This is a genomic window from Paenibacillus sp. CFBP 13594, assembly GCF_014842675.1.
GTDB classification, from domain to species: domain Bacteria; phylum Bacillota; class Bacilli; order Paenibacillales; family Paenibacillaceae; genus Paenibacillus; species Paenibacillus amylolyticus_B.
The window spans coordinates 197,113-220,727 of sequence record NZ_JACYVQ010000002.1; the positions used below are offsets into that span (position 1 = coordinate 197,113).

At 45.7% G+C, this 23,615-nt stretch carries 25 protein-coding genes; 2 read left to right on the forward strand and 23 right to left on the reverse strand.

Going from position 1 to position 23,615, the window contains the following annotated elements; translation table 11 throughout:
* Positions 1 to 2: 2 nt before the first annotated feature.
* The 8 genes from IFU39_RS08215 to IFU39_RS08250 form a co-directional block, all read right to left on the reverse strand.
* Positions 3 to 584: a redoxin family protein gene (locus IFU39_RS08215; protein WP_105598324.1), complete on the reverse strand. Its 582-nt coding sequence runs from the start codon at positions 582 to 584 to the stop codon at positions 3 to 5.
* Between the two features lie 18 nt (positions 585 to 602).
* Positions 603 to 1,328 carry a cytochrome c biogenesis CcdA family protein gene (locus tag IFU39_RS08220; protein WP_223199926.1) on the reverse strand — a complete coding sequence of 242 codons (726 nt, stop codon included), beginning with the start codon at positions 1,326 to 1,328 and terminating at the stop codon, positions 603 to 605.
* A 34-nt stretch (positions 1,329 to 1,362) separates the two neighbouring features.
* The gene (locus IFU39_RS08225; protein ID WP_105598322.1) at positions 1,363 to 2,403 is read right to left on the reverse strand and encodes a sensor histidine kinase; all 1,041 of its coding nucleotides are present in this window, start codon (positions 2,401 to 2,403) and stop codon (positions 1,363 to 1,365) included.
* Positions 2,400 to 3,104: a response regulator transcription factor gene (locus IFU39_RS08230; RefSeq protein WP_105598321.1), complete on the reverse strand. Its 705-nt coding sequence runs from the start codon at positions 3,102 to 3,104 to the stop codon at positions 2,400 to 2,402. The genes IFU39_RS08225 and IFU39_RS08230 overlap by 4 nt, the downstream gene beginning before the upstream one ends.
* Before the next feature lie 77 nt (positions 3,105 to 3,181).
* Positions 3,182 to 3,715 carry a hypothetical protein gene (locus tag IFU39_RS08235; RefSeq protein ID WP_192132151.1) on the reverse strand — a complete coding sequence of 178 codons (534 nt, stop codon included), beginning with the start codon at positions 3,713 to 3,715 and terminating at the stop codon, positions 3,182 to 3,184.
* 166 nt (positions 3,716 to 3,881) lie between these two features.
* Positions 3,882 to 6,431, reverse strand: a complete 2,550-nt coding sequence (locus IFU39_RS08240) for a beta-mannosidase (protein ID WP_192132153.1) — start codon at positions 6,429 to 6,431, stop codon at positions 3,882 to 3,884.
* Positions 6,432 to 6,678: 247 nt separating this feature from the next.
* Entirely contained in the window at positions 6,679 to 7,710 is a 1,032-nt protein-coding gene (locus IFU39_RS08245) for a LacI family DNA-binding transcriptional regulator (protein ID WP_100528793.1), read from the reverse strand.
* A gap of 188 nt (positions 7,711 to 7,898) precedes the next feature.
* Complete coding sequence (locus tag IFU39_RS08250) at positions 7,899 to 8,846, reverse strand: DMT family transporter (RefSeq protein ID WP_192132155.1); 948 nt, start codon at positions 8,844 to 8,846, stop codon at positions 7,899 to 7,901.
* A gap of 165 nt (positions 8,847 to 9,011) precedes the next feature.
* Between IFU39_RS08250 and IFU39_RS08255 the strand changes: the two genes are divergently transcribed.
* Positions 9,012 to 9,887 (forward strand): LysR family transcriptional regulator, encoded by an 876-nt coding sequence (locus IFU39_RS08255; protein WP_192132157.1) that lies wholly within the window; start codon positions 9,012 to 9,014, stop codon positions 9,885 to 9,887.
* A gap of 37 nt (positions 9,888 to 9,924) precedes the next feature.
* On the opposite strand, the gene IFU39_RS08260 is transcribed toward IFU39_RS08255, so the two are convergent.
* The 5 genes from IFU39_RS08260 to IFU39_RS08280 form a co-directional block, all read right to left on the reverse strand.
* Positions 9,925 to 10,131, reverse strand: a complete 207-nt coding sequence (locus IFU39_RS08260; RefSeq protein ID WP_091017005.1) for a hypothetical protein — start codon at positions 10,129 to 10,131, stop codon at positions 9,925 to 9,927.
* A gap of 30 nt (positions 10,132 to 10,161) precedes the next feature.
* The gene (locus tag IFU39_RS08265) at positions 10,162 to 10,644 is read right to left on the reverse strand and encodes a tetratricopeptide repeat protein (protein ID WP_105598317.1); all 483 of its coding nucleotides are present in this window, start codon (positions 10,642 to 10,644) and stop codon (positions 10,162 to 10,164) included.
* A gap of 196 nt (positions 10,645 to 10,840) precedes the next feature.
* Positions 10,841 to 11,698, reverse strand: a complete 858-nt coding sequence (gene cyoE / locus IFU39_RS08270) for a heme o synthase (RefSeq protein ID WP_047842615.1) — start codon at positions 11,696 to 11,698, stop codon at positions 10,841 to 10,843.
* A 157-nt stretch (positions 11,699 to 11,855) separates the two neighbouring features.
* Complete coding sequence (locus tag IFU39_RS08275) at positions 11,856 to 12,422, reverse strand: hypothetical protein (RefSeq protein ID WP_192132159.1); 567 nt, start codon at positions 12,420 to 12,422, stop codon at positions 11,856 to 11,858.
* Positions 12,423 to 12,715: 293 nt separating this feature from the next.
* Complete coding sequence (locus IFU39_RS08280; protein ID WP_091017009.1) at positions 12,716 to 13,069, reverse strand: DUF3243 domain-containing protein; 354 nt, start codon at positions 13,067 to 13,069, stop codon at positions 12,716 to 12,718.
* A 247-nt stretch (positions 13,070 to 13,316) separates the two neighbouring features.
* Between IFU39_RS08280 and IFU39_RS08285 the strand changes: the two genes are divergently transcribed.
* The gene (locus IFU39_RS08285; protein WP_091017011.1) at positions 13,317 to 13,526 is read left to right on the forward strand and encodes a hypothetical protein; all 210 of its coding nucleotides are present in this window, start codon (positions 13,317 to 13,319) and stop codon (positions 13,524 to 13,526) included.
* Between the two features lie 121 nt (positions 13,527 to 13,647).
* Here IFU39_RS08285 and IFU39_RS08290 read toward each other — a convergent pair whose 3' ends face one another.
* The 10 genes from IFU39_RS08290 to IFU39_RS08335 form a co-directional block, all read right to left on the reverse strand.
* Positions 13,648 to 14,565, reverse strand: coding sequence for an NAD(P)/FAD-dependent oxidoreductase (locus IFU39_RS08290; RefSeq protein ID WP_192132161.1), 918 nt, complete (start codon positions 14,563 to 14,565; stop codon positions 13,648 to 13,650).
* Positions 14,566 to 14,746: 181 nt separating this feature from the next.
* On the reverse strand, positions 14,747 to 16,378 hold the full coding sequence (locus IFU39_RS08295; protein WP_342345648.1) for an S-layer homology domain-containing protein: 1,632 nt from the start codon (positions 16,376 to 16,378) through the stop codon (positions 14,747 to 14,749).
* A gap of 93 nt (positions 16,379 to 16,471) precedes the next feature.
* Positions 16,472 to 17,071 carry a nitroreductase family protein gene (locus IFU39_RS08300; RefSeq protein ID WP_036670536.1) on the reverse strand — a complete coding sequence of 200 codons (600 nt, stop codon included), beginning with the start codon at positions 17,069 to 17,071 and terminating at the stop codon, positions 16,472 to 16,474.
* A 146-nt stretch (positions 17,072 to 17,217) separates the two neighbouring features.
* Positions 17,218 to 17,472: a hypothetical protein gene (locus IFU39_RS08305; protein WP_091017016.1), complete on the reverse strand. Its 255-nt coding sequence runs from the start codon at positions 17,470 to 17,472 to the stop codon at positions 17,218 to 17,220.
* Positions 17,473 to 17,608: 136 nt separating this feature from the next.
* Entirely contained in the window at positions 17,609 to 18,457 is an 849-nt protein-coding gene (locus tag IFU39_RS08310; RefSeq protein ID WP_244660942.1) for an AraC family transcriptional regulator, read from the reverse strand.
* Positions 18,458 to 18,537: 80 nt separating this feature from the next.
* The gene (locus tag IFU39_RS08315) at positions 18,538 to 19,086 is read right to left on the reverse strand and encodes a glutathione peroxidase (RefSeq protein ID WP_091017021.1); all 549 of its coding nucleotides are present in this window, start codon (positions 19,084 to 19,086) and stop codon (positions 18,538 to 18,540) included.
* A 186-nt stretch (positions 19,087 to 19,272) separates the two neighbouring features.
* A complete protein-coding gene (locus tag IFU39_RS08320) occupies positions 19,273 to 20,169 on the reverse strand; it encodes a carbohydrate ABC transporter permease (protein WP_244660929.1) in 897 nt (298 codons plus the stop codon).
* Between the two features lie 17 nt (positions 20,170 to 20,186).
* Complete coding sequence (locus IFU39_RS08325; protein ID WP_192132165.1) at positions 20,187 to 21,068, reverse strand: carbohydrate ABC transporter permease; 882 nt, start codon at positions 21,066 to 21,068, stop codon at positions 20,187 to 20,189.
* 208 nt (positions 21,069 to 21,276) lie between these two features.
* Positions 21,277 to 22,593, reverse strand: a complete 1,317-nt coding sequence (locus IFU39_RS08330; RefSeq protein ID WP_192132167.1) for an ABC transporter substrate-binding protein — start codon at positions 22,591 to 22,593, stop codon at positions 21,277 to 21,279.
* 168 nt (positions 22,594 to 22,761) lie between these two features.
* Entirely contained in the window at positions 22,762 to 23,613 is an 852-nt protein-coding gene (locus IFU39_RS08335) for a response regulator transcription factor (protein WP_192132169.1), read from the reverse strand.
* Between the last annotated feature and the right edge of the window lie 2 nt (positions 23,614 to 23,615).

Here is a 23,615-nt window from a genome sequence, read left to right on the forward strand (position 1 = left end):
TCTCACAAAATCTCTTGTAATGATTCCATGATCTGTTCATTAGATGCATGCCCTGGCTGCGATTTCGCTAAAATACCATCAGAGCCAATATAAAAGGAACTAGGATATGCTCTTACGCCAAATTTCTTGGCCCATACACCTTTCTCATCCAAAAGAACAGTTATGTTATCATATGGCTGTTGGTCAAACCATTCGGTAAACGCTTGGGAGGATTTCTCTCCTTTGTAGTCTGGCGTCACAATCGTAATGACTTGAAAATCATTGTTTTGACCAGCCAGATTATTCAGGTCTTCCAAACCCGCAAGGCAGATGGAGCACCAGGAAGCCCAGTATTTCACATACACTTTCTTGCCTTGAACATCAGAAAGTCCAACCGTGTTTCCTTTCAGATCAAGCAATGAAAATTCAGGAGCCGTCTCTCCCTTGTTCATCATGATTGACGAACTCATATCGGATGTTGATGCCAGGGTTGATGATGACCCCGTTTGTTTTGATTCAGTTTGCTGTGATCCACATGCGCTCAAGATCAACAGGACTCCAGCAAATACGATTACAGATAACATCCATTTCCGTGCCGTCTTCATACCAAATTCCTCCAATGATTATTGAAACCAGGTCACCAAGTTGTTTAGTCGGTCTGTCATTAACAGTAGTCCCATGACAATAAGAATACAGCCGGAAGTTATTTTGATGACACCCATATATCTGTATAAACCACGTATCCGCTTCATAACATATTCCGAAAAAACGGACAGAATCAGGAAAGGAATCGCTAATCCAAGGGTATACAGGAACATGAGAAACCCGCCATACAGTGGAGAGCCTTCTCCTGCGGCGATACCAAGAATGGCAGCCAGAACAGGCCCGATACAAGGCGTCCAGCCAAAACTAAACGTCAGACCCAACAGGAACGCTCCGACATACCCTCCCCGTTTGGCTTGATCGTTTGACAGCTTTCTCTCCCGTTCCAGCCAGGATAGTCGGATCAACCCGGTTTGATAAATCCCAAAAAGCACCACGATGGCTCCGCAGATGGCAATAAACACAGGACTTGAGATCAAATTACCAACGATGCCGGAACCAAAACCGAGTAAAACAAATACCAGGGACAACCCAAGAACAAATAAAAATGTCCGCAAAACAAGTGTGGACCTCAACCGAACCGAGTTGGTGTCAGGCTGCTGCTGATTCGTACCGTTGACCATACTTCCGGATAGATAAGACACATATACCGGGATCAGCGGCAGAATACATGGCGCAAAAAACGATAACAATCCTGCACCAAAAACGCCGAAAAGAAAAACCAAATCACTGGTCAAGTCATTCACCACCTGAATAAATACTACGTTTGATTAACCAAGGTTAACGACTGACGTAGATCGGAAGCGTGAACCAGAAGCAGCTTCCTTCTCCTTTTGTACTCTGAACCCCAATCTCGCCACCATGGAGTTCCACAATCGATTGAGCGATAGCAAGGCCAAGCCCGGCCCCCCCATTGCTCTTACTACGTGATTTGTCAATTCGATAAAAACGTTCAAATATACGCGAAGTTTCCTCCGCTTCAATGCCTTCCCCTTCATCTGTAACTGAAATTCGTATAAACGGCCCCTTCTCTTCGGCAGCCAGAATAATTTTTCCTTCAATAGGAGAGTATTGAATGGCATTTTGCAGCAAATTGGAAAGGACCCGCTTCATTTGTGCAGGCATCATGACCGCGGCTGGTAATTTATCGGGCAAATCGATTTCAACGTTCAGCGTTTTCTCGGCGAGATGAAACGAAAAACTCTCCAACGTACTGAGCAGCAACTCATCGACGTGACAAGGCTGAGGCACAAATACCTCCCCTTGCGCTTCCAGGCTGGATAATTCGAACAAATCTTGAATAAGCCCTCCCAAACGCTTCGTCTCAAGTCGTATCGTGTTCAGGTAACGCTGAAAGGTTTCTTTATCCTTAATGACATCATCCTCCAACGCTTCGACGAATGACTGAATGGATGCCAAGGGAGTCCGTAAATCATGGGAAACATTGGCGATCAACTCTCGTCTCGCGGTTTCTGAGTGATGCAGATGATCAAAGCTTTCCTTCAGCTTGGAACTCATTTCATTAAATTGCTGTGCCAGGAGCTTAAATTCCTGCGTACCGATGAGAGGGACTTCCGTATGGAAATCCCCTTCGGCAATTCGGATCGTCTGCTGTGTAATTCGCGCAATTGATTTCTCTAATGGCTTGGTCAGCAAATATTGAAGAATAAATGAAAGTAAGCCTACCCCTGCCGTTATAGCCGATAACCAATACAATTGTTCGATCGTAAGCAGCATTTTGGAATAACTGATGAACAAACAAATTAATAATACGCCAATGCCTGTGAGACTGGACAACACCAAGTATGTGCGAAGTTTCATGAACTGCCACCCGCAAACTTGTAGCCTATACCCCAAACTGTTTTAATATATTTTGGATCAGAAGGATTCTGTTCGATCTTCTCTCGTAATCTCCGAACATGTACAGTCACCGTTGTTGTATCTCCCTCATAGCTAAAATCCCAAATCTTGCTTAACATCTGGTTACGGGAGAACACCTGGCCCGGGTGACTTGCCAGCAAATACAACATCTCAAACTCTGTAACGGTCAATTCAATGGCCTGCCCGCTGATGTGCACTTCACGCTTGGTAAAATCAATGGTAAGCCCTTCATAATTGATCGTATATTCAGATGTTGTAACAGGTGATGCCTGCGCAATTCGCATTCTCCGCAGGATTGCCTTCACACGTAAGACAAGTTCTCTTGGACTGAATGGTTTGGTCAGATAATCATCCGCCCCCATCGTCAGTCCCATCAGACGGTCCTGTTCCTCACCACGGGCCGTCAGCATTACAATGGGCACATCCTCAGTTTGCCGAATCTCGTTGCAAACTTCCCAGCCATTCTTATGCGGCATCATCAGGTCGAGCACAATCAAGTTTGGCGTTTGGCTGTGCCACAGCTCAATAGCCTCCAAACCGTCCTTGGCCGTCACAACAAGATAACCTTCCCGTTCCAGATACCTGCGACAAACGTCCGTAATATTTGTATCATCATCAGCAACAAGTACACATTCATTCAAACGAACCCACCCCATATTCCAGAAAATACATTTGAGCCAATCATATCATATGGTGATGGCGATGCTTAGCCCTTAAATTACTTCATTCCCATGGCGGGCATCATGTATTGTTTAATTACAGACTCAGCCGCATACGAATTCCCTTCATGGATGACAGGCATCGATTTCAAGTTAACTTGCATACCGTCTACCATGATTTTTTTCGATCCAATCCACAATTTAATCGTTTTCCCCGCAGGCATCATCGTTTCTTCCATCATCATGTCATCTTTCATCATCATGTCATCTTTCATCATCTTATCGTCTTTCATCATCATGTCATCTTCCATCATCTTATCGTCTTTCATCATCATGTCGTCTTCCATCATGTTGTCGTCTTTCATCATCTTGTCGTCCATTTTGCCCATATACATCAGAGTTACAGATCTATCCTTGCTGTCCCACATAATGCTGTAATCATACATTTTGGCTGCCTGTCTCAATTGAACAAGCTCCATGCCATCCTTTTTAATCGTTTTCATATCTGCAGCACTTGCCAATCCAGAAAAGGCCATAGACATCACCAATACCGCTGCTACCATCACTTTTTTGCTCTTATTTGTTTTCATCATTCTTATCACTCTCCATTCGTTTATTACTTACATGGATTACAATAAGCAAGACAGCTTACGATTCTCTAAGCGAAGTATTACGAAACCATTACGATATATAAATGGGGTCAGGTTTCAATAAAAAAACGGTTGAAATCTCTCTTACGAGAGACTCCAACCGTTTCTTCTAGGTCAAACGAATAAAATCAATCATGGATCGAACCTCGATCGGTCCATGATTTGATATCACATCATTAGACTGCAATCCCTCTCTGGAAGTGAACTGCACCTTCACCGGAATGCCAGGAATCAAGTCGAAGAAGTTATCTGAGAAGACACCCTCCACATCCGAAGATAACCATACCTGTTTAGCAAGCACGTCACTTTCCAGTACCAGATGAACGCCGTTCTCATCCGCTCCTCCGCTTACATTGATGTTTGCAGGCTGCAGAGCAAGGTCTTTGGACGGTACAAAATAGTGTTCCTGTACGATATTCGCAGCACCTTCCTGTTTCAGATCCAGGCGCAGCAGCGTGTTAGCTGTATCATGACCTTCAAGCCATTCCGCGTTACGTAATGACAGCACTCGATCACCTGTATTAGGTGCCAAGGTCACGTCATGTGTTTCATCACGATGCACCGTTCCATCGAACCCGAGCAAACGAATCTGTAACTGCCCTTTAACAGGTTGTAATTGATCCGAGATGATATATATATCTGTTGTATCTTCTTTTGTTCCATCTACCGATACCAACACATCGCTGAAGCTGCGTTTCGCATAATATTGCAATGCTTTCCAACGACCAAGGTAGTCCATACCTGCCCATGAAGCCACCGGCCAGCAGTCATTCATTTGCCAGTAAAGTGTGCCCATACAGAATGGTTTGCGGCGACGGTGCGCTTCAATAGCTGTCTTCATTGCTTCCGCCTGAAGCACCTGGCTCATATACAGGAACGATGGGAAGTCCTTCGATTCATGCATGTACATATCCATGTACTGTTTGATCAGACGATTGCCTGCGCCATTCTTTTGATGAGCCAACATGACTTCCGACTCCAGAGCCAGATCTTCTTCTTCCGCGTAAGTGCGTACTGACTTGTACTCCGGGAAAGACTGGAATCCGTATTCACTCATGAAACGACCCACATGCACGTTGTAGTTCTCGAATGGTTCTACATTGTGCCACACGCCCCAGTAGTGGATATCCCCTTCAGCTGTGGATGGGTGCGCATGCTGCGTCTCATCCCCTGTCAGTGATACCAGTGGTGAGGAAGGCCAGTAATCCACACCTGGCGCATACGCTTCAACGACTTCTGGCAGCAAATCATGGAAGATGGCTTCGTAATCGGCCCAGATGCTTTCACGCTGCTCGGCAGTAAATTCCTTTTTCCAACCCCAGCCACCATTCTCAACATAGTGAGCCCAAGCCGAATCAATCTCGTTGTTCCCACACCAGAGTGCAATACTTGGATGGTTGCGCAGACGTTTCACATTATCAATCGCCTCATGTCTCACACTGTTCAGGAACGCTTCATCTCCTGGATACATGCTGCATGCAAACATGAAGTCTTGCCATACCAGGATTCCATATTCATCACACAGTTCGTAGAACACATCCTGCTCATAGATTCCGCCACCCCACACGCGCAGCATATTCATATTGGACTCGGCTGCGGATACGATCTCATGACGATAACGTTCATGAGTAATTTCAGTGATAAAGCTATCATTCGGAATGTGATTGGCCCCTTTGGCAAAGACCGCAACCCCGTTTAATTCAAAATAAAAGGATGCTCCTGCTTCATCTTTGTCACGTACCAAGCGAATGGAACGAAGCCCAGTCTTCACTGTAGATTCAGCCACAGCTCGCTCACCTTGAAGCACTTCGGTAAGGAAGTTGTACATATGCGGATCACCAAGTCCACGGCTCCACCACAGTTTCGGTTCATCAATAGAGATTGGAATCTCCACAGTCTGAGTTCCGGGTTGTAGTGATACGGATCTTTCCCATCTCTGTCCATCTGCGCCGATACGAATAGTCGTATCTACCGCTTGTGATGTCTCGACTTCCACAACAGCAGTTAATGAAGCTGAGGTAGCGCTTACTTCATTTTGCTGGATATACACATCATTGATTCGTACCTGTGTCCAACCTTCAAGACGTGCTTCACGCCAGATCCCACTGGTTACAAAACGCGGCCCCCAGTCCCAACCATAGTGATACGGGGCTTTACGTGCAAAAATACTTACTCTCTTGTCGCCAAGTCCGCCAACATCGGACTGATCATTGGATGCAGGTAATGCATATCCGAGCTTCTCCAGCTTCGGCAGATCTTCCTGAATCGGAGACCGAAAACGTATTCGGAGAATGTTACCGTTCCCCTTCAATACAGCCTTTACATCTGCCTTCCATACTCGGAACATATTATCTGCTGATAACACATGCACCTCATTCACATACACATCCGCATATGTATCCAGACCATCAAACACCAGTTCCAGATGTTCCTGAGAGAACAACCCTTCGGCAACGTCAAATTCCGTCTGATATTCCCAATCTATCTTATCAATCCATTGTACTTCCTTCTCGTTTGTTCCATAAAAAGGATCTGGAATCTTGCCCAGCTTCAGCAAATCTGTATGCACACAGCCGGGCACCTGAGCCGGCATCCACTCTTGATCTTCGCAAGCCTTGAACGTCCAATTCTGAAAAACATGTGATTGTATTGTGCTCATGACAGCCTCCATTGTTGTTAGAGTTGGTAAATATCATTTTGTTAGGTTTTGTTATTATAAAAACAAATAACTTACAAAACAAAATTAACACGATATGCTTCTTATAGTCAATCTGTTTTGTGATTTAATTTGTTAAACAATCTCTGCATAACAAAAAGACATGAAGCTCTGACCTCTCCATGTCTTTCACCTGATTTCATTTACCCGTATGATCATTGTTAAAATGAGCCCGTAAATTCATATCCCATTACAGTATACTGGCGTTATATTCATCACGAATAATTAATTCCGAATAGATCAGCTTGCGTTCATAAGGTTCATCCAGGTGTTTGATCCGCCACAATAGCTGGTCTACTGCTCTCGTTCCCAGATTCTCTTTGTTAATATGTACCGAAGCAAGAATGGGTTCATCCGTCTGCGTATTGTCAAATCCGGTTACGGCACAACGTTCGGGCACCTGAATGCCTCGACTTTGGAGTGCCTGAATGACAATGACAGCTGTATGGTCATTTGCACATACAATAACTTCAGGGATATCCTCCAGCTCCATTTCAGCAATGGATCTCCGGATCTGATCATACTCGGGTCCCAGCAAGCCGTCTTGCTGTTCCCCCTCCAACTGTTTCTCTTCCAGCACCATACGATATCCAAGCCAGCGTTCTCTAAAACTTGCTGCATCGGGCAGTTGCCCGGCAAACTGGAACCTTCTATACCCTTTACCAACGAGCATGAGAACCAGTTCTTTCATACATTTCATATTGTCCGTAAAAACCGAGTCTGCGTATATGGCAGGGTCTTCATGATCCACCATGACAAGCGGAATACGCAGTCTGTAAATCTCCAGCAATACCGATGTCGAGATGGTGCCCACGGTTATGACTCCGCTGATTGCTTCGGGATTAAGGACCGAGAACATCCGATCTGAAGAAGGTTCTGTCAGCGTTAAAATATCCATCCCCTTCTCATTCAACCTCTCAGAAATGCCATCAAACACAGGCCCCCAGTATAAGGAAGCTCGATTCTGAGAACGAATGTTGGGAAACAAAATCAATATGGTGCCTTGTCGCTCCGCTTCTGGCTTCATCTCCGTTGATATCTGTGTCTCCCCCGGATAACGCTTAGGCTCAGTTCTGAAATACCCAAGCTGCCCCGCCGTTCTGACAATCATCTCGCGTGTATGCTCACTCACACCAGGCTTGCCTGTCAGCGCACGTGAGACTGCGAATTTGGACACCCCCGCAGCATCCGCAATTTGCTGCATCGTTACTCTTTTGGCCATCCTACTCACCCGTTTTTCCTAATTTTCCATTCAGTGTAGCATAAAAAACAAAATTCAACAAAACAAGGTTATGTTATTCTGTTTTTGTTAGGTAGTTGTTTATCTATTTCACAAGGTGTACGACATAACCAAAAAAGGCCCTCTCCCCACCTTCCATAGAAGATGACGAAGGACCTTTTATCCCCAAATTATATGCCTGGTGCTCCCTGATCGCCAAGTTCCGACTGTAAAACCGGGCGTTTTCTGCGCCAGAAGATAGGCTGTGGAAGTTTGATCTCTGTGATCAGAACACCAACCAACATCAAAACTGCTCCCGCATACCCTTGCAACGTTAGCGATTCCCCTTGAAAGGTAAATGCAAAGGCTGCTGCAAACAGTGGTTCGAGTGAAAAAATCAGACTTGTTCTTGTGGGAGAGGCATGACGCTGCGCGAGTGTCTGCAGAATATACCCCAAGCCGCTACACAAAACACCTAAGCCAAGAATGGCTGCCCAGGATTCAGCCGTATCGGGCATACGTGGCGTTTCCAGCATAAATGTAGCTGCAATTCCCCACATCGCCGCAACACCCAATTGAACTGTTCCCAATGTTAGTGGATCATGCTTCGGTGTGAACTTGCCAGCAATCATTATATAGATGGCATACACAAGTGCTGCTAGTATGCAGAGAATATCTCCTGTGTGCAGACTAAGCTGATGCTGAAGCGTCAACAAGCCAAGCCCGGTAACGGCAACCAGGATACTGAGTGTCAATCGTTTATCCGGCATACGACGATGCTGGATCGTCGTCAGGATCGGTACAAAAATAACGGCCAAACTTATTAGGAATCCCGCTTGAGATGTCGTGGTTCGTTGCACACCATAGGTGATGAAAACAAATGCAGCGAATAAAGCTGTCCCCATAATAGCGCCTGCCACAAGTGTTCTGCGATCCATCTTAAACAACCGCCGATGAAAAAGAATTCCTGCGGCAATAAAGGCAATTCCAAAACGAAATGCGACCAGATTCAATTCTTGCATGGACTCCAGGCCCGATTTCATAAACAGATAGGAAGATCCCCATATAACCGTTGCGAGCAGCATCTGTATGTCCGCTCTTCTTGTTGTCTGACCTTGATTAACCTGTACACCATTCATCTTGCTTCAACCTTCATTCTATGTATTCTGATCTGTGTGATCGTGCGTCAAACTAACTCGCCTTGGCAAGTATAAACGATCTCTTTGCATTATAAAAATGAATATTTATAATGGATCATATGAAATAAATTCATGTATCAAAAATGGGAAGGAACGGAACCATTCATGTCACTGATCAAATACGAAATATTGAATACCGTTGTGGAATATGGCAGTCTCACCAAAGCGGCAGAAGCGTTGAACATCACCCAATCCGCAGTCAGCCATGCCATCGCCAGTCTGGAGACAGAATGTGGTTTTTCCCTGCTCCATCGCAGCCGCTCCGGTGTGCGGGTTACCGCTGAAGGGGAACGCATTCTGGGATACACACGTGAGATTCTGCGCTGGACGGAACTGATGAACCAGGAAATCTCCCTCATTCGCGGCGCGGAGATTGGTACGGTGCGTATTGGTACCTTCGCAAGTGTCTCCACACAATGGTTGCCGGGCATCCTGAAACAATTTCGCCTGCGTCATCCCGGAATTGAGATCAAGCTGTGGGAGGGCGATTATGCTGAGATTGAGGGCTGGTTGGCTGGAGGTGCCATCGATCTCGGATTTCTGTCTCTCGGCGATTCATCACCTTTTGAGACGATCCCATTGCAAAAAGACAGGATGATGTGTATCCTGCCTCTGGATCATCCTCTCGCCTCAGAGGAGTCTGTTTCGTTTGATATTCTGCTGGAGCAACCCTTTATTCTGCCCAAGTGGGGCGGAGATAACGAGATTGAACGACTGATCCGGCAGCATGCAGCCAAGCTCAATGTCGTCTATGAAGTAGCCGAAGATCAAGCCATCATGGCGATGGTCCGTAATGGTCTCGGAATCAGTTTGCTGCCGGAAATGGTACTTCAAAATCATACTGATTCGCTCGCGCTCGTGCCACTAACTGGAGATCCTTATCGTACGATTGGCATGGCCTGCCCGTCTTTGGTTAATCTATCGCCAGCTACGCGGCGTTTCATTGAAGAGGTGCAACAGTGGCTCGGCCCGGCTATGTAACTTTGGAGAACTCATTACCTGTCGTCATCAACTTTTTCTATCCGTTACTCGCGTTACTCACAAATTGTATAACACCAAGAGTCAGCAGCAGTATAAATATAACCGCAATCGTGATGCCAAAACCAATCAGGAAGCGTACGCCAGGTGAGCGTTTGTTCTGCTGGCTACCTCCCAGGTTATCCAGCTTTTTCTCAATTTGATCCAACCTTTCATTCACCTGTTTCAGATCTTGATTGGAGTTCATTCATCCATCTCCCTTTTCTGTGTATTCGATCTATTCCCACACCCGATCCAGCTGATCTGCGTAGTAACGGATTGCTCGGTTATAGTCGTTTATTCTCTTATCACTCGATGTGTCCGCGAGTTGTACGAGCAGTCTTTGCATCGCTTCTGCATGTTCACCCAGATTATAGAGCACCATGGCATAGAAAACCTCAAATTCCCGGTACGCCGGGAATTCTTTCATGCCCGTTTCAAACCAAGCCTTTGCCTGCTCATACTGTCCAAGCGTTCGATATGTACTGCCTAGTCCAAGTATTGCACCTGCCCTGTCCTCATCAGAAAGTCCAAGACTCAGTGCCTTCTCATAATGCGGAACAGCTTCTCGCTCTAACCCAAGCGAATCATGCGCCCAAGCCAGCTGATACCAGACATTCGCATTCTCGGGTTCCTGGACTGTAATCTCTTGCAGTAGTTCAATCGCTTCCTGCACCTTACCTCCTTGTCTCCATTGTACGGCCTGTTCCAAATTACTCATGCTGTCACTTCCCATCTTGCATTATAATTCCCACATATATTATTTAATTGTTTGATTATACCAAAAAAGCACACCGGAGAATATGTTGTAACAACTCAAGGTTGTCCAAACGCTATTCCCTAGTGTGCTTTTTCATTCGATGCAGCCAACTCGCTTAAGCTGAAATCTCTCTGAAAATGATCTGTTCATCGTCTAATTAAGACCATACCGTATTCGCTACCATGACAATAAATACGAGCATGAGATAGTTCACCGAGATCAGAAAGTTCACTTTTGCCCACTTCTCATCATCCTGTGTCTTCAGTCCGCTAAGTGTATGCACAAACCAGATCAGTCCACCGACCAGAGATACAATCAGAAATACCAGACCTACGTAGTCGTAATAATACAACAGAAATACAGCAGGAAGCAGCAGAAAAACATAAGGAATCATCTGAAACTTGGTGCGTTTCACCCCTTTAACCACTGGCAATAACGGGAAGCCCGCAGCACGATACTCCTCTACCCGGCGAATACCCAATGACCAGAAGTGTGGTGGTTGCCACAAGAATAATAGTGCAAACAGCAACCAGGCACCTGCATCAATCTCATTGGTTACAGACGTATAACCGATGACAGGCGGCATCGCTCCTGCAATTCCACCGAGCGACGTGCTCCACGTTGAACTGCGTTTCAACCACATCGTGTAAATCACGATGTAAGCGAACCATCCAAGCAGTGCCATCCAGCCTGATAACGGATTCACCAGGAGATACAGTACTGCTAGTCCCACAACACCAAGGATAATGCCATAGCCAAGTACAAACCCTGGCTTCAGATGGTTAATGTAATCCATCCTTTTTTTGGTGCGCTCCATCTTTTGGTCCAATTCACGATCCCAATAATTGTTGATAACACAAGCTGAAGCAATAACCAAAGTTGATCCAATCACGACCATGAGCAGAGATAACCAGTTGATATCCCATTTTGAAGCTACCCAGAATCCTACCGCCACCGCAAACACATTTAACCTTAGAAGTCCGGGCTTAGTTAATGCAATCATGTCTTTAAGCATGAGGCTCCTCCTGAACTATGTAAAAACGCCATTCCAATAATGATACATGTACCTACCATTAATTACAATCGCTTTCATGAATTTGTCATAACCAAAAAGCATCCCTCACCGTTCCAATGAACAGGAGGAATGCTTGAATGATGAATTTCATCTTATTTTATGGGATGTATTGTTGCACAATTTTAGTAACTTTTCCGTCCTGCACCGTCAGATGATACGGGAATACGGACAGATCAAGAATACGGGTATTCTCATATAACGATTCGAACTTGGATAATGTCACAGGTTCATTCCACTGAATGTCTGCGCCCTGCATCGTACCATCCCGATCATACAACTGCATCAATACTTCAGCATTGGCACTAACCTCAACTTGTTCCTGCTCTTTACTATCGTTGACAATATAGTAACCATCTGGAGCACCGTCTATACCTGCTTCCGGATTGCGCTGTGCAAAAATAGCATCGGCTTCTTCACCCTGATACCAGCCAATCTTGTCCACTGTCATAAACAATTTGCCGTCTACTATATGCATACCTTCAACATAGGCTGTAAACATCTCGGAGTTTGCAACTTGAGCTTCTTTCGCAGAAGGTTGTTGAGCATCCGTACTACCTTGAGCATTCGCAGGGGTAAGTAAATATGTAGTCAGCACAATCATACCAAGTAAAGCAACAACTGCACCGATCATTCCTAGTTTCCATTGTTTTGTCGCGTTCTTCATAGGTAACATCTCTCCTTAATATGAACGTTACTATTCCTTAACCGGAAGTCTTGCTTCTCAAACGCTCATGTGAACTATCGATTCCAACGTTCTTTCTTTTCCTATCATACTTGGAACAGGGATTATAAAAGTATCAGCCAGATTAAAAATAGTTACAATGTGCGTCATCACTCGTGTCTGTAGTCTCCGTAAACGGCAATAACCCCTGAAGGCATCGCCATTCAGAGGTTATTGACTAGCATAAGATTCTTATGTTTGTTCATGAATATTATGCTTATGCATACATGTTAATTTTAATGATTGGTTGTGGAGTCTTGTGCCAAACGAACGAGCATATGAGCCAGCATGTGACGTTCATCTTCCTTGCCGACATTCCACAGCTCCTGAAGCAGTTTTTCTTCACGGTTACGAGGCTCTTCGTTCGCAGCCAGATGGTCAGCTACTTTCTGGGCAATTTTAGCCATCTGTTCTTCACTTAATCCGATAGACTCGCCCATCGCAATTCGTTTACCCAAGTATTCTTTGAATGCATCAAAGTTTTGTAAAATCTGTTCTCTCTCTTCCGGTGCAATCTTTTCGATTGCATTGTCCACCTTGTCCGTTGAAACCTGACCATCTTTATGGATTACATGATTTTCTTCATTCATTTGAATAACCTCCTGTATAATAGTTTGTTTATTGTTATTAAGCTTTAAACTTAATACTCATTGGTTATCTATAATATAAACGTATTGCAGAAGTTTAATCAGTACGTTCAATTCTGTATATATCTTCTATATATGAGCAAGTACACGTTTCAAAAGAACTACAGCGGTTAATCGTTTACATATACGTAACGGTGTTTGGATATGTTAATGAACACCTTATACAATATTGAACCAGGAGGGATATCCCATGCGTGATAAAACCAAACATGAGAAGAAAAATGATGAACTTGAACCAGGAGTGAATACCGTTATCCATCCAGACAAAAATAATCCCGGACCAACCGATATGATTGAAGGCGTGGTTGGCGATATCGTGGACAACATTCGCAAAGACTTCTCCCATGACTCGAAGGACAAGACGTCATCTTCCAAGTCAACGGATTCATCAGACAAATAAGCGTACTCCTTTTCTCCCTAGCAAAAGATAGCTCAAAAAGTCCTCCTGCCACATATATGGCTTGGGAGGACTTTTTGGTAATGAACAATTAAATAATCAACCTCATATTTGAAGGTGAGGTTCAACGTGAATCCTTTGTCATCTGCTGTAACGCCTTATGAATCCAGATCGCGGCAATGGAACCTTCACCCATCGCAACGGTTGCTTGTTCTGCGTGCAGGCCCAGATCCCCGGCAATCCACACATTCGTCGCTGCCTGCAAGCTGCGCGGATCAGCTTCCACATGTTTATTATCTGCGATTACAGCTCCCAGCTGCTCCGCCAGTTCATAGTGTACACGATTGCCTCCAAATGCGATAAATCCACGCTCCGACTCAAAGATCTGTCCATCCTCGGTCAGAACACCGGTGATATGGCCATCCTCAATCTGTTGTACTTCCTGGACAGCCGCTTCCAGATAACGAACTCCCGCCTCTTTCATGCTGCGATGCAGCTCTGCAGATATGGGAGCCTGCTCATGATTGATATATAACAGATCATTCGTACGCTGAATTAATATCATCGCCATATTGGCACCTGGTTCGCCAGATCCCAATAGTACCGTACGTTGATCCTGAATCTCATAACCATCGCAATCAGGGCAGACATACACTGTTCGACCCAGCGTAGGGGTTAGTCCCGGAATGTCCGGAACTCTATCCGTGAGCCCCGTTGCCAATAACACGGTTTTGCTCCTATATTCAGTTCCTGAAGTACCGAACAATTGGATCTTCTCTCCATGACGTTCTGCTTTAACAATACGGTCTTTCTCAAAAGATACACCGGTCCGCTCTGCCTGCATCCTGCCTCGTTCTCTAAACTCTTCACCGGATACCCCATCGGGGAAACCGAGGATATTATGATAAGTCCGGCACAACGTCGATCTGCCTTCTCCCGCGTCGATTACCAACACCTGATGAGCTGAATAACGTCCAAGCTGAATGGCTGCCTGAAGCCCTGCGAGCCCTCCACCTACAATTATGCAATCAACCTCTCGCATGCTCCTTCTCCTCCTGAACTTCCATTTATCTAATTTAATTAAATTGTTTGTCCTTCTATACATTAAACCGTTCAGCCAAGCTTAAACGATTCCTCATATTGCTTATCTTATACCAAAACAAACAGACCCAAACCATCCGCCGGAATCACGATGAGTTTGGGTCTATAAGATTCATGATTGCTTAGAAGTTATACGATTCAAATCGCGAAGCATTTGAAATGGCGTTCCATACATCGGCAGTTTCGCCGCCCATATACCAGTAAGCCAGTCCAGCGATTTGCCGTTGCTCACTCATTAACACTTTGGCTGATAACGAACGACTATCCTCTGCCCATATATATCTTGGCTTACCATTACTGTTGTACCCGATAATATATTGAACCAGACTTGCATCCCATCGTCTTACAGATCCCGTAGCATGCGCACGCATTCCCTGATCTGAAAGTGTAATGTCCCAAGAACTAGCTGCCGGATTCACTGAAGACCAGTCCCGTGTATACAATGGAAGGGCCAAAATTGTTTTGGCACGTACCACCTCGGAGAGCATGGTGTCCAAAGCCTTTTCCACCCATGGAAGAGACGCCACTGACCCTGCTTTCGGATCACCGTTCCAGTGTTCCTCGTATCCCATCAGCACCATATAATCCGATACAGCGCCCAGTTTGGCATAATCAAATGCATCCGTCCAATCAGTACCCAGGTCTGGCGATACATCCACAGAAACAACTGCACCCAGTGCGTGCAACGTAGCCGTCAAAGAGGTGACAAATGCCGTCAGACCTTCACGATCCGCCGGATCAACATTCTCGAAGTCCACATTAATGCCGTCCAGTTTATAGGTTTTGACATAAGCGGCTACCTGTGAGATCACTGCCGCTCGGTTGGCTGAGCTGGATAACATCTGATGCGTAAGTGCCGAATCCGAACGATTACCGAGCAATGGCCATAGCTGCCTGTCGGTGGCGGATGCCCAGGAGATCAATGCCGGGTCCGCGTGATCCGTTACTTTCATACTGCTGTTCAGGAAAAACCAGCGTGGGACGAGTGTATTCACTTCAGACTGTTCCACTTGTTTCTTGAATTCAGCTGTAGTGGAGTTATATTGCCAGCCCAACTGAACGCCAAGTTCATCCCCACGTTGTAACTGCTCAGACCATGTTTTCTTTTGTAAAATGGCATCGAGCATTACGGCTGCTTCTTCTCGCGTTACCTGGTCATGTGGTCGGAACACGCCTCCACTTCCCCGCATTAGTCCAAGTTGATATACCGTCTGAACATATGGACGTGCCCAGTCCGAGATATCCGCTGCGTCAAAATACGTTGAAGATAAGAGCGAGGTCTCTACGGGTTGTTGTTTCAACATTCGAACAAGAAGGGCAGCCGCTTCTTCGCGCGTAATGGAGGCATTAGGCTGGAACGTTCCCTGACCCTTACCCTCCAAAATAAAAAGATTCGTCATGGCAGCAACGTTGCCGTAATACCAAGCATTCATGCTTATATCCTGATAGGGATTTATATTATTTTTAACGGGCTTCAAACCTAGTAATCTCACCGCAAACGTCGCAAATTCTACACGAGTAACAGCTTTCTTCGGTTCAAACGTAGTCTCTGACGTACCGGCAGCAATGCCTTTGTTCACCAGATGTGTAATGGCATCCTTCGCATAACTGGTGCGTGTATCCTGAAACTGTTGCTGCACGGTTGCAGCCTGAACAGTAGAGCCGTATCCAGCTACCGATCCAAGGGTTAATAACCCGCATAAAGCCATTTTCCATATCCGTTGGTTCGTTATGTCTTTTAATCTATTATTCACATTAAAAAGCCTCGCTTCATTGGATTACGATCAACTATCATCGTATCAAATTGAAGCGAGGCCGTATGTGGTTAAATGTTGGGAATGCGAAGCTTACTTGTGTACTTTTACGCGCTCTTCAATTGGTTGGAATTCTTTCTCACCCGGTGCTGCCGTTGGTTTACCAAATGGCATTTGAGCGATCAATCTCCAGTTCTCAGGAATGTTCCATTCTTGCTTCACTTTCTCGTCAATCAACGGGTTGTAGTGCTGCAAAGATGCACCCAGACCTTCTTGTTCCAGAGCAGTCCAGATTACCAGTTGCAACATACCGTTGGATTGGTTAGCCCAGATTGGGAAGTTATCTGCATAAGCTGCAAAATTTTGTTGAAGCTGTGCGATCGCATTGTTATCTTCGAAGAAGAGAACCGTACCATATCCGCTGCGGAATCCAGTCATTTTTTCTGCTGTGGATTTGAAGGCTTCTTCATTGCCTACCACTTCACGCAAAATTTCTTCTGTGTGATTCCACAATTTATCATGTTGTTCACCGAGCAATACAACGGCACGGGATGTTTGTGAGTTAAAGGAAGTTGGTGTATATTTCACCGCTTCTTCTACGATTTCCTGGATTTTAGCATCCGAAATTGTAGATTCCTTGCTGATTCCATAATAAGATCTTCTGTTTTTCAACGCATCAAAAAAAGTTGTCATTCTTATTCGCCTCCCAAATTTTTTTCAACTGCCAACATAGTAACTATAATATAGTAACCTACATTAGTCAACAAACTAATTTATTTTCACTAAATATACATTCACCGAAAATATTTCAACAAGTTTGCCCAAAACAACAATTGGAATTATCCTTCGCCCGTCTTTTTGCGATAATCCGCCCGGTATTTCTCTTCCGTAGACGAGTTGCTTTTTGTCTGATCTTTATTCTTCTCTTCCTGAGCTTCCATATTCAGATCTTCCATCGGAATTGGATCTACAGTCTGTTCTTCTTCATGTCGGTCAAGCAGACTTTCGTGCTCTGTCTTATATTGTTCAGGATTGTCACGGGATTGTTCCTGTTGGGTATCACTGTTATTCTGATCCGGTGTGCGCTGTTTCATTCATATTCGCCTCCTCTGGGTTCATTACCTTTCTTTACCTGTTCTGCGTGTCCTCTAAACACAGTGGGATGCATTCCTCAAACGAAAATCAACAAAAAAAGCCAACCAGACAAGCTGGTCAGCTCAAAGACGACTTCTATGATTGGCGATGCAATTGGGTACGGTAAAGATCAGGCGAACATCCCACACTTTGTTTGAACATCCGACTAAAATGCGAAAGGCGCTTGAAACCGGACAATCGACTTGCTTCTGTCACGGTGATCTCAGGCTGGAACTGAAACAAAAGCTTCGCCTGATTGATGCGACGGTCATACAGGTATTTGAATATTGTCAAACCTGTCATTTCCTTAAACATGCCTGCCAGATACGGTTTGGATAGATGTAATTCCAGTGCCAGATCATCCAGACCAATGTCCTTCATATAATGCGTATCCACATAACGAATAATGTTTTGGACATGCCGCTCCCTCTCCGATGAGGGAAGTTGTTCCTGGACATCACCTTGGCAGATCTCTGCTACAAAATACAACAGATCACACAGTCTGACATTCATTCGCTCTTGCCTGAAATTGCTCTGACTTTGAGACAGACGATGAAGATCATGCAATAGAGCTTCAAATTCAGAGCGGTTATCTCCCTTCAGATTGACCCGACAGTTTCTGAGTTCTTCAAATGGTCTCAGGACCTCAACCATACGGTCCGGATGCAGGCTGCTGCGAATGGCAGACGGATCAAAATGCAGTGTGCTTCGCTCGTAAGCACTGCCTGGCTTCGGATGTGGTCGGTGAAGGGTCAAGCCATGCATTAACACCAGATCACCCGGCTCCAGGTTATATACCCGATCTCCTATGATATAGGTACATTCTCCGTCATGAAAATAATAAATCTCATAATGTGGATGTGAATGGAATCCATCTGACTTGCCTGGGTTAAACGTGCTGGTGGATCGGTAACTATACTCCAGTGAAGCACTAAATTGCATCATGCTCGGCACATTCATGCACCTCCTGTTCGGAAGAGGGAAACGATTCGTGTCATACCCCTGTATGAGATATCAAAGTGAAATTATAGAAGCTGTTTAATACTCTCTTGAATCTCATCGATGGAATCGATAGGTTCGAAGCGTCTGACCACACGACCCTCTGCATCAATCAGGAATTTCGTGAAATTCCATTTGATTGCATCTCCATGTAACCATTCTGGTGCTTTATCGGACACCATCAATTTCAATAGTTTGGCCTGTATATCGGTTTCATCAAAGCCAGCAAAAGGCCCTGATTTTTTCAAAAAGTCGTAGAGAGGGTGCGCCCCTTCTCCATTCACGTCCAATTTGGAGAACATCGGAAATTTCACACCATAGTTAATCTGGCAGAAGGATTCTGCTTCCGAACTGCTTCCAGGCTCTTGCTCTGCAAACTGGTTGCATGGGAAACCAATAATCTGAAGTCCTTGATCCTTGTACTGGTCATACAGCTTCTGCATGTCATCAAACTGGTGCGTATATTTACATTTACTTGCCGTGTTTACGATGAGCACAGGTTTTCCTTCATATTGATAGAGTGGGAAACGCTCTCCACTGGTTCTGGTTACGGTAAAGTCGTAGATGGTTGGCATAAGTCTAGTGCACCTCGCGATAGTTATGTAGTCATACAGCATCATATGATTTTATATTATATACGAAGTTTGAACTATTGTATTGCGGAAAGATCGTTATTCTCCCTTTCAACAGAAAACCCTTCTGCCGCGAAGATTTCTTCGTTCAGCAAAAGGGGTATTTGATGGATTGCAGTGACAGCAGCTTCAGCCCTTCACGGCACTTCCGGCCACGCCCTGGATAATATAATGCTGCCCCACCAGAAAAACGATGATCATCGGAATAATGCCTGCCGTGGCAGCGGCCATCATGCCGTTGTAATCCACGTTGTTCTCCAGAATAAAGTTCTGCAGACCAAGCGGCACGGTATACAGGTCTTTGTCGATGAGGAACACAAGCGCATTCTCATAGTCATTCCAGTGCCAGGAGAAATCAATGATCGCAAGTGTAGCCAGCGCTGGCTTCGCCAAGGGCAGAATCAGCCTGAAAAATATGCGCAGGTGACCGGCACCGTCGATGAACGCCGCTTCCGAAATCTCTGATGGCACCGACAGGAAGAATTGCCGCAGCATAAACACCCCAAAGATCGTGAACATTCCGGGCAGAATCAAGGCCCAATGCGTATTATAGATGCCGACCCATTCGAACATGAGGAACTTGGGCACAAAGAGCACCTGCGGAGGCACCATCATCATCGAGAGATAGATGAGGAACAGTGTCTCCCGTCCTTTGAATTGAATCCTTGCGAAGCCATAAGCTGCAAACGCCGAGAGAAACACAGCTCCGATCGTGCTAATTAGTGATATTTTCAACGAGTTCAGATAATAGGTGGCAAAGGTATCCGCTCCGCTCCAGACCTTAATGTGATGCTCCCAGTTCATGCTGGAGGGTATCCATTGGATGGGATAGGTGAATACGTCCGCAGGAGATTTGAACGACGTGCTAATCATCCAGATAAACGGCATAATCATCAGCAAAGCAAACCCGGACATCAGAAGTGTCAGTATGATTCTCCGAATCTGGGTCAAGGACTCCATGCGGACTTTACCTTTAGGTGCATGCGGAGCTGTGGGCTTCGCGTTCGTGGCAATTGGTTTCTCCATAACGATCCCTTCCCTCCTTAATAGTGAACCCAACGTTTCTGTCCGAGCCACTGCAATACTGTGAAGACCATGATGATGGCAAAGAGCGCCCAGCTAATGGCAGCAGCATATCCCATCTCGTAGTAGCGGAAGGCATTCTGGTAGATAAACAGCGACAGGACGGTTGTACTGTTTCCCGGCCCACCCTGAGTAATCGCCTGAATAATGCCAAAGTTTTTGATCGTCATAATCAGTCCTGTAATCAGCAGCAAAAAGGTCGTTGGGCTCACAAGCGGCCAGATCACTTGACGAATGGTCTGCCAAGGGCGGGCTCCATCAATCTTAGCAGCCTCAACTAATTCCTCCGGGATCTCCTGCAGAGCTGCTAAATAAATAATCATGTTGTACCCCAGCATGAACCAAATCCAGATGATATCAATCGCATACATGGACCATTCAGTTGTCGATAACCAGCCAGGTGGGTTTGTAATACCGATCCCCCGCAAAAAACCGTTGATCGGTCCCGACGTTGGCTGGAACAGCAGCATCCAGACAAAGGCGATCGCAACGCCGCTAGTGATATAGGGCATGAAATAGAGGGCGCGCAGTGTTTTTTGCCAGTACACCGACTTGTTCAATGCTACAGCCACGATAAATGCCAACCCCATCGATACTGGAACCGCTAACAGAAATACAAATGTATTTCGCAGCGCCACCCCAAACAGATCATCATTGAACATTCGGCGGATATTGTCCAGCCCCACAAAATGTGTCTCAGGGCTCATGAATTTGTAATCGGTGAACATGAGATAGAATGAATAGATAGCCGGTATAATAAAAAACAACAGCACGCCAATCATATTGGGCCCAATAAACAAATACCCGAGCCTGCTCTGTCGTTTCATCCAGGATTTATGCATATGCTCCCCCACTCCTTAACATCTGTTCTGGAATTAAGCATAACAAGATGTCCTCTAACATTTAAGGAACATAACCCTGTACCTGATATCACAGAACTATGTATTTCGGCAGTGACTTTCGGAGGAAAACAACATGGAATTGTTCTATTACTTATATACAAAAAACCGCCCCATTAGGGACGGTCTTTGGACTTATTACTTTTGCATTCTATTGATTCTGCTTCAGCCAGTCATTATGGCGTTTGACCATGTTCTGTACCGTAACTTCGGCAGTCTGGTTACCGAGGAAGAACTTTTCATACTCCTGTGCACGCAGATCAACCACTTCCTGCGCAATGCTGCGGACAAACGTAGGTGTCTCGTCACCGTACAACACAAATTCCAGTGACTCTTTATCATAAGAATCGGCATAATCGCCAAGCAAATGATCAATGGCAGTCTGCTGATCAACGGCATTCGATGAAGGCAGACGTCCACCCGCAGCCATCGGCATCATTCCCCCATCGGCGTACCATTTCAGGAACTCCCATGCGGCTTCTTTATTTTTTGACTTGGAATTAATCGCAATAAAGTCACCAAGTCCTCCACTCTTCACCATATCTGCTTCTTGTGCAGCCAGTCTCGGTACAGGGGCAAAGGCAATTTTCCAATCCCGCGGGAACTCGGTCATGTTGTTCGATGTGCGGATCAGCCATTCGCCGATATTAATCATGGCAGACTCACCGCCAAGGAACATGTTCTCCACCGGCATTTTGGAAGTCAGCTGCTCTCCGAGCGGAGGAGTGGTTGCATCCTCCTTCATCATTCCGTTCAACGTCTCCAGCCATTTAGTGACGAGCGGATCATCTAGGTTGGAAGTGCCGTCTGCCTTAACATAACCGTTCTTCACCAGAACGGAATCGAGCGGGTCTACATAGGAAGCGGTATGCTGCACCAATCCGTACTTGAAGCCAGCTGTCTTCAGTTTGAGTGCATATTCACGGGCTTCATCCCAAGTCCAGGCTGTTGGTACGCTCAGTCCCGCTTGATCAAGCGCTTTCATATTTAAAGCGAAGAAGGCAGCGTTTTTCTTGGTTGGCATCCCGTAATATTTGCCGTCCACTTTCCAGGAAGCCGCATCTTCACCCATTTTCTCATCAATGTTATAATCGGTGAACTCGCCCAGATCCAGTGCTGTCCCACCCTTGATGCGTTTATCCAGATTTGTGAGGGTATAGTTGACATACAGATCAACGTTCTGCCCGGTGGACAGCGCTGTATCCAGCTTCAGGTTGCCATCATCATCATTCACAAACCGAACATATTCCACCTGAATATCAGGATGCTCCGCATTCCAGGTATCCACCACTTCCTGTGGACCATTCTCGGGCGGCACCGCGCCCCACATGGTGAGCTTCACTTTTCCCCCTGCCGCTCCACCTCCGTTAACTCCACCGTTCGTCTCATTTTTACCTACACAGCCGGCAAGCAAGCCCAGCATCAGCGCACCTACGATTAATCCCGTTAATCCTTTTTTGATTCTCATCTGGTCACATGACCTCCCTGAATTGAAGTGTACCTTCCGTTACATCGTAGCAGGGACCTTGCTGGGTTCATAAGATACATATCCATGATTCGGATTGAACAAAAATACGGATTTACTTGTGCTTGCCTGAGCACTCGGTACACATATTCCTTCTACTCATCCTGTGAGTCACGAACGATGGCGGTACTGGCTGGGCGTGCAACCGGTCCAACGCTTGAATATTTTAATGAAATAATTATCACTTCCGAACCCTACCCGGTAACCAATCTCCTGTACAGGGAGGTCCGTCTCACGCAAATATTCAGCCGCTTTCTCCATCCGTACCCCATGCAAGTAATGAATCAGGGTATGGCCGGTTTTCTTTTTGAACAGAGCACTCACATAATTCTCACCCATCATCACATATCGTGACATGGATTTGACGGTAATGTCCTGGTCGTAATGCTGTCCGATGTACTGAATTATTTTGCTAATCTCCGGGTGCTTCACAATCGGCTCACGAACAGGTGTAAATGGAAGATCCGTTTCAGGCGAGGACGCAGAAGAGACCGTAAGAGAATCAGGCGAAACAGGCGTTGATGTGAGAACCGGTGTGGAAGGTGGCACTTGATGATGATCTGTCTCTGTCCGGGCTTCAGTCGAAGCACCCAGTTCTGCACTTACTTTACGGAGTGTATCACGCAGTGAATTCACACTCATGGACAGTTTCAGAATATAATTGGAAGCCCCGTATTCCATTGCACGACGTACATATTCGAACTCCCCCATACAGGTGAGCATGACAAATTTGGTTTTTAACCCGGCCTGACGGGTCTGTTTGAGTAATTCCAGGCCATCCATACCTGGCATGACAATATCGGTCAGTACCAGATCCGGTGTATCCTGTATAATCATCGCCAGCGCTTCGGTCCCATTACCGGATTCCCCGATGACCGTGAAGCCCAGCTCTTCCCAGGAAATAATCTCTCGTACCGACTCTCGTACGAATACCTCATCCTCTACAAGTAATACTTTCCACATGC